The organism is Thermus sp. (genome assembly GCF_037444525.1).
Lineage (GTDB): Bacteria > Deinococcota > Deinococci > Deinococcales > Thermaceae > Thermus.
Window position 1 is genome coordinate 1 of sequence record NZ_JBBIMD010000093.1, and the last position, 5,323, is coordinate 5,323.

The 5,323-nt window shown below is 68.3% G+C and carries 9 protein-coding genes; 1 reads left to right on the forward strand and 8 read right to left on the reverse strand.

Features of this window, described 5'->3' with window-relative positions; translation table 11 throughout:
* Window positions 1–331: ATP-binding protein (locus tag WKI94_RS11355; protein ID WP_337845840.1), on the forward strand; the 331-nt coding region annotated here is incomplete at its 5' end.
* Here WKI94_RS11355 and WKI94_RS11360 read toward each other — a convergent pair.
* The 8 genes from WKI94_RS11360 to WKI94_RS11395 all read right to left on the reverse strand — a co-directional run bounded on the left by WKI94_RS11360 (window position 291) and on the right by WKI94_RS11395 (window position 5,222).
* Window positions 291–644 carry a DUF2089 domain-containing protein gene (locus WKI94_RS11360; RefSeq protein WP_337845847.1) on the reverse strand — a complete coding sequence of 118 codons (354 nt, stop codon included), beginning with the start codon at window positions 642–644 and terminating at the stop codon, window positions 291–293. The two genes, WKI94_RS11355 and WKI94_RS11360, sit on opposite strands and share 41 nt — an antisense overlap.
* 4 nt (window positions 645–648) lie before the next feature.
* Entirely contained in the window at window positions 649–924 is a 276-nt protein-coding gene (locus WKI94_RS11365) for a hypothetical protein (protein WP_337845841.1), read from the reverse strand.
* A 26-nt stretch (window positions 925–950) separates the two neighbouring features.
* The gene (locus WKI94_RS11370; RefSeq protein ID WP_337845842.1) at window positions 951–1,313 is read right to left on the reverse strand and encodes a hypothetical protein; all 363 of its coding nucleotides are present in this window, start codon (window positions 1,311–1,313) and stop codon (window positions 951–953) included.
* Window positions 1,314–1,570: 257 nt separating this feature from the next.
* Window positions 1,571–2,323 carry a cytochrome c biogenesis protein CcsA gene (gene ccsA, locus WKI94_RS11375; protein WP_337845843.1) on the reverse strand — a complete coding sequence of 251 codons (753 nt, stop codon included), beginning with the start codon at window positions 2,321–2,323 and terminating at the stop codon, window positions 1,571–1,573.
* Window positions 2,320–3,486: a glutamyl-tRNA reductase gene (gene hemA, locus WKI94_RS11380; protein ID WP_337845844.1), complete on the reverse strand. Its 1,167-nt coding sequence runs from the start codon at window positions 3,484–3,486 to the stop codon at window positions 2,320–2,322. Before hemA ends, ccsA begins: the two co-directional genes overlap by 4 nt.
* A 35-nt stretch (window positions 3,487–3,521) precedes the next feature.
* Window positions 3,522–4,226, reverse strand: a complete 705-nt coding sequence (locus WKI94_RS11385; RefSeq protein WP_337845845.1) for a uroporphyrinogen-III synthase — start codon at window positions 4,224–4,226, stop codon at window positions 3,522–3,524.
* Window positions 4,198–4,563 (reverse strand): carboxymuconolactone decarboxylase family protein, encoded by a 366-nt coding sequence (locus tag WKI94_RS11390; protein WP_337845846.1) that lies wholly within the window; start codon window positions 4,561–4,563, stop codon window positions 4,198–4,200. Before WKI94_RS11390 ends, WKI94_RS11385 begins: the two co-directional genes overlap by 29 nt.
* Window positions 4,560–5,222, reverse strand: coding sequence for an HAD-IA family hydrolase (locus WKI94_RS11395; protein WP_337845848.1), 663 nt, complete (start codon window positions 5,220–5,222; stop codon window positions 4,560–4,562). Before WKI94_RS11395 ends, WKI94_RS11390 begins: the two co-directional genes overlap by 4 nt.
* Between the last annotated feature and the right edge of the window lie 101 nt (window positions 5,223–5,323).

Consider the following 5,323-nt stretch of genomic DNA (forward strand, 5'->3'; position numbering starts at 1 on the left):
GGTCTTCGCCAACCTCCTCACCAACGCCATCAAGGCGGGGGCCAAGACGGTGTGGCTCAGGGGCTTTGGGGTGGAGGGGCGGGTGGTGGTAAGGGTGGAGGACGACGGGGAGGGTATCCCCGAGGAGCACCTCCCCCACCTCTTTGAGCGCTTCTACCGGGTGGACAAGGCCCGGGACCGGGCCCGGGGGGGATCGGGGCTTGGGCTTGCCATCGTGAAGGCCATCCTCGAGGCCCACGGGGGGGAGGTCTGGGTGGAAAGCGAGGTGGGGAAGGGAACGGCCTTCAGCCTCACCCTTCCCTTAGCCGCGCCACCGCCTCCTCCACCGTGATCTCCCCCCGCCTTAGCGCCTCCAGGACCTCGAGGCGCCCGGTCCGGGCCTCCTCCGCTTCCTCGTAGCCCAAGGCCCTAAGGAGGGCCTCCAGCCGGGCCCGCACCGTGGGGTAGGAGATCCCCAGGGCCCGCTCCACCTCCTTGAGGTTGCCCCGCGCCCTTACGAAAAGCCTTAAGAACTCCAGGTGCTCCTTGGGAAGGAGGGCGAACTCGCTAAGCGCGAAGCGGCCCGACACCTCCGTGCCGCAGGCTGGGCAGAAGAGGACCCTCACCGCAAGGAGCCCTTCGCAGGCGGGGCAGCGCACGGGCATGGGCCTAAAGGAGCTCAAGCCGCACCTCCTTGCCTTCCAAGTGGACTTCCAAAAGAAGGGTGGGGGGAAGGGTCCGGAGGGCGAAGACCGCCCGCCAGGGCACCCCAACCCGTCTTCCCCGGAAGAGGGCCCAGGTCTTGACCAGGAAGAGGAGGGCAAGGAGGCCCCACTCCAGGAGGCCCAAGGGCAGGGGGAGCCTCAGGCCCCCTACCTCCAGGACGAGGAAGCGGGGCCGCAGGGGGTAGGGCCTTTTTACAAAACGGGCACCAGGGTAGGCCATGGTTTCCTCAAAATGGCGGAGATCTCTCAAACCACCTCCACCAGGATCTCCACCGGCTTTCCCTCCTCTTCCGCCATCACCTCCACCAGCTTGCCCTCAGGAACCCCGGTCCGCACCTCCTGCAGGATAGCGGGCAGGTCCACCCCCTTTTCCCTCAGCCTGGCCTTGGCCTCCTGGGGCAAAAAGGCTTCCACCATCTGGGCCAGGGCCAGGGGCAGGTTGAGCTGGATGCGCACGGGCTTGCCCTCATCCGTGGCCTGGATCCGCACCCTAAGGAGGCGGGCCTCTCCCTTGGGCTTCTCTTCCAGCGCTTTGAGGAGGGCCTCGGCTTCCTCGAGGCTGACCGTCCCCGCCTGCAGCATCTCTAAAACGCGCTGTTTCTCTTCCATCCTCATCCCTCCCGGTTTAGGTAGCTCCTTCTACCGTCCATGCACCGCCTCGTTGCGCTCCAAAGCCCCGCGGCCGCAGTTTCCAGGAGGCGGGCCAGCTTCGCCTTCCGGGGCCTTTTAGCCACCTGCCTCCTCTAGAAGGGCTTTGTGGTGGGCCTTCCCCACTTCTAGGTGCCCCCAAGGACCGAGCATCCCGCCTCCTTTCAAGGAGGATTGTAAGCCCAAAGTTTATATTCTGTCAACCCTAACTTGACACTTTAAAAACCCAGCCCCGAGGGGTGGCGGGAGCCCAGGAAGGGCGCCCCCAGGAAGGCGAAGAGGAGCGCGGCGTAGGCCAGGAGGAGAAGCCCGGCCCGCGCCCCCTCCCCAAACCCCTCCTCCAGGGCCAGGTAGAGGGCGAGGAAGACCCAGCCCAGGAGGACGGAAAGCTCCTTGGGGTCTAGACTTAGGGGCGTGCCGAAGTAGCCGAAGGCCCAGGCCATGCCGCTTCCCAGGCCCAGGGTGACGGCCACGAAGCCCACACGCACATAGGCCCGCTCCAGCCGCCTCAGGCTCCAAAGGGGAGGAGCGTTCAGGGCTTTTTCGGGGGCGGTGCGCAGGTAGCGGTCCTGGAGGGCAGAGAGCACCCCCGCCCCCACCCCCACCGCCAGGGTCAGGTAGCCCACCAGGAAGGCCCCTGCGTGGAACAGGGTGAGGCCCACGGGGAGGGGGCCCCCGGGGTGGGGGAGGGCCCTTAGGGCGAAGAGGCCCAGGAGGAGGGCCAAAAGGAGAAGGTAGCGGCGCAAGAGGGCCAGGCGAGGCCTCAGGAGGAGGGTCCCCGCCCGCAGGGCGAGAAGCCCGCCAAGGAGGAGGGCCACCTGGGCGGGGCTGGTGAGGGGGCCTTGGGCCAGGGCCCCTAGGAGGGCGGTGAGGAGATAAACCCCACCCCCCAGCCACACCCCCCGGGGCCAAAAGAACCCCAGCCCCAAAAGGCCAAGCCCCAGGAAGGCCAAAAGGCTCAGGAGGGTCATTTCAGAGCCAGGAGGGGGCAGGCTTGGGGGCAGGGGGGGCCTTCCAGGCGGCGGATGGCCTGCCGCTTCAGGTTCAGGATGAGGGGGTGGGCCCTCCGGCCCGCCTCCTTGTGCAGGGTGAGGGGATCGGCCTCCGGCATCTCTGCCTCCACCCATCGCCGCATGCGGGTGCGCACCTCCTCAATGGCGGTGCGCACCCGGTGGCCCGCGTACCACTCCAGGTAGTCCCCCACCGCCTTCTCAATGAGGGCTTCCACCTTGGGGATCTCCCCTTTCCGGGCCTCGAGGTTCTTCTGCACTACCCCCTCCAGGTCGTCCAGGTTGTAGAGGTAGGCGTGGGGCAGGCGGGCCACCCCGGGGTGGATGTTCCGGGGCAGGGCGATGTCTATGAGGAAAAGGGGCTTCCGCCTTCTGGGCAGGTCCTCGGGGTGGACCAGGTAGTGGGGGGCGGCGGCGGAGGCCACCACCAGATCCGCCTCCTTCAGCACCTCCTTCAGGGCCTCCAGGCCGAAGGCCCGGCCCCCCACCCGCTCCGCCAGGGCCTGGGCCCTCTCCGGGGTGCGGTTCACCACCAGGACCTCCCCCACCCCCTGGGCTTTCAGGTGGGTGAGGAAGAGCTCCGCCATCTCCCCCGCGCCTAACACCGTCACCTTGAGGCCGGAAAGGTCCCCGTAGACCGCAAGGGCCAGGTCAAGGGCGGCGTAGGCCACGCTCACCGCCCCATGGCCGATGGCCGTCTCGCTCCGGGCCCTTTTCCCCAGGGCCAGGGCCGACTGGAAGGCCTTTTCCAAAAGGCTCTCCGTGGCCCCGTGCTTTCGGGCGAGGAAGAGGGCCTCCCGCACCTGGCCCAGGATCTGGGCCTCCCCCACCACCAGGGAGTCCAGGCCTGCCGCCACCCGGAAGAGGTGGTGCAGGGCCTCCACCCCCCGCTTCTCGTAGAGGTGGTCAGGCCCCACCCCCCGCTCCAGGAGGAGGGCCCGGGCGGCCTCGAGGCCTCCCACCCCGTAGACCTCCGTGCGGTTGCAGGTGGAAAGCACCACCCCCACGCCAAGCCGCCTTAGGGCTGCGGGGAGGGCCACCTTTGGGTCCAGGGCCGCCCGCTCCCGCATTTCCAGGGGGGCGGTCTTGTGGGAGAGGCCCACCAGATAGAGGGGCAGCGGCATACCTGCCCCCAGTTTACCCCAAGGGGTCGGGACATCTATCCCGGGGAAAAGGGGAGGTTTTCCTTATCCCCCCAGGCCTTGAGGATGGCCCGGCAAAGCCCCTCGAGGCCCGGAGTTTCCGCCTCCACCACGGGAAAGCCAAGCCCCAGAGCCTCCCGGGCGGTGCTTGGGCCCATGCAGGCCGCTTTAGGGCGCCTTGCCGTCCAGCGGGCGTAGGCCCGGGCCCCGCTGGGGCTAAAGAGGGCCACCACCTCCGCTTCTTCCAGGAGGGCGACCTCTTCCGGGCCCAAGGCCCTTTCCCGGGTGGCGTAGACCGCAAGGCGCTCCACCTCTACCCCCCGCGCCCTAAGGCCCTCCTCCAGGTCCTTCCCCGCCAGGTCCCCCGCCACGAAGAGGACCCTTTGGGCCCCGGGGAAGGCCTGGGCCAGGTCCCTCGCGGTGGCCCGGGGGGGGAGGAAGGCGGGGGGAAGCCCCCCCACCCTGAGGACCTCCCCCGTTCCCTCCCCCACCGCCGCCACCTTGAGGGGGGGGCGGCCCGCCCTTTCCCAGGCCAAAAGGAGGCGCCTCGCCCCCTCCTTGGAGGTCACGGCCACCCAGTCCGCCCCCATGAGCCTTTCCGGAAGGAGGAAAAGCCCAGGAAGGTCCACCTGCTCCAAAAGGGCCACCTCCTCTGCGGGGATCCCCTCTGCGCGGAGCCTTGCCAAAAGGGCCCTATCCTTCCCGCGGGTGAGGAGCACCATGGGACCTTAGGACCTTCTCCAGCATGCGCATGGCCGCCAGGGCCCGGGGGAAACCGAGGAAAAGGGCGGACTGGAGGATGGTCTCCCGCACCTCCCGCTCCGTGGCCCCCACCCGGAGGGCCCCTTCCAGGTGGGTGGCGAGCTCCTTGGGGCTCCCCAGGGCGATGAGGGCGGTGATGGCTAGAAGCTCCCGGGTCTTCAGGTCCAGGCCCGGGCGAGCCAGGACCTCTTCATAGGCGAAGTCGCGGATGTAGCGGAAAAGGTCCTCGTCCGCCGCCTTCAGGCTCTCCTCTATGGCCTCCTGCTTCTCCCCCCAGAGGGCCTTGCGGACGCTCATGGGAGGTAGTCTAGCACCTGGGGAAGGGCGTGGAGGGCTTTGGGGTTTTCCCCCAAGGGGTCAAAGAGGAGGGCCTTAACCCCCGCGGCCTCCGCCCCCTTCAGGTCCGCCTCCGAGTCCCCCACGTGCACCGCCTCCTCTGGGGCCACCCCCAGGGCGGAGAGGGCCTCCTGGAAAAGGGCGGGGTCGGGCTTGGCCACCCCGGAGAGGGCGCTCACCGCCAGGTGGTGGAAGAAAGGCCTTAGGCCCACCACCTCCAGGATCTCGGGCAGGGTGGCGTCCCAGTTGGAGACCACCGCCAGCCGGTAGCCCCGTTCCCTTAGGGTTCTCAAGGTGGCCTCCGCCCCGGGGGCAAGGGGCCAGAGGCGGGGGCTCTTCCAGTTTTCCAAGAGCTCCTGGCTAATGGCCTCCGCCACCTCCTCCCCAAGCCCAAGCCCCAGGAGGAGCTTCCGATGGAACGCCCGCCACAGGAGAAGGGCCCCCTCTAGGTCCCGCGCCCTTAGGTGGTGCGCCTCGTAGAAGCGGAAGGCCTCGAGGGCCGCCTTCCGGAAATCCCCCTTGGGCTTAAGGCCTCGCTCGGCAAGGAAGGGCAGGAGCCAGAAGCGGGGGCTTGCCAGGATGAGGGTGTTGCCCACGTCAAAGAGCACCGCCCGGACCATGGCTGGTCGTGTCAAGATTTATGTGTAAGCGTCTGTGTACGGGGGGCATACCTTTCCCGAAGCATCCCTTCCAACACCTCCTGCACCTCGGCAAAACCCTT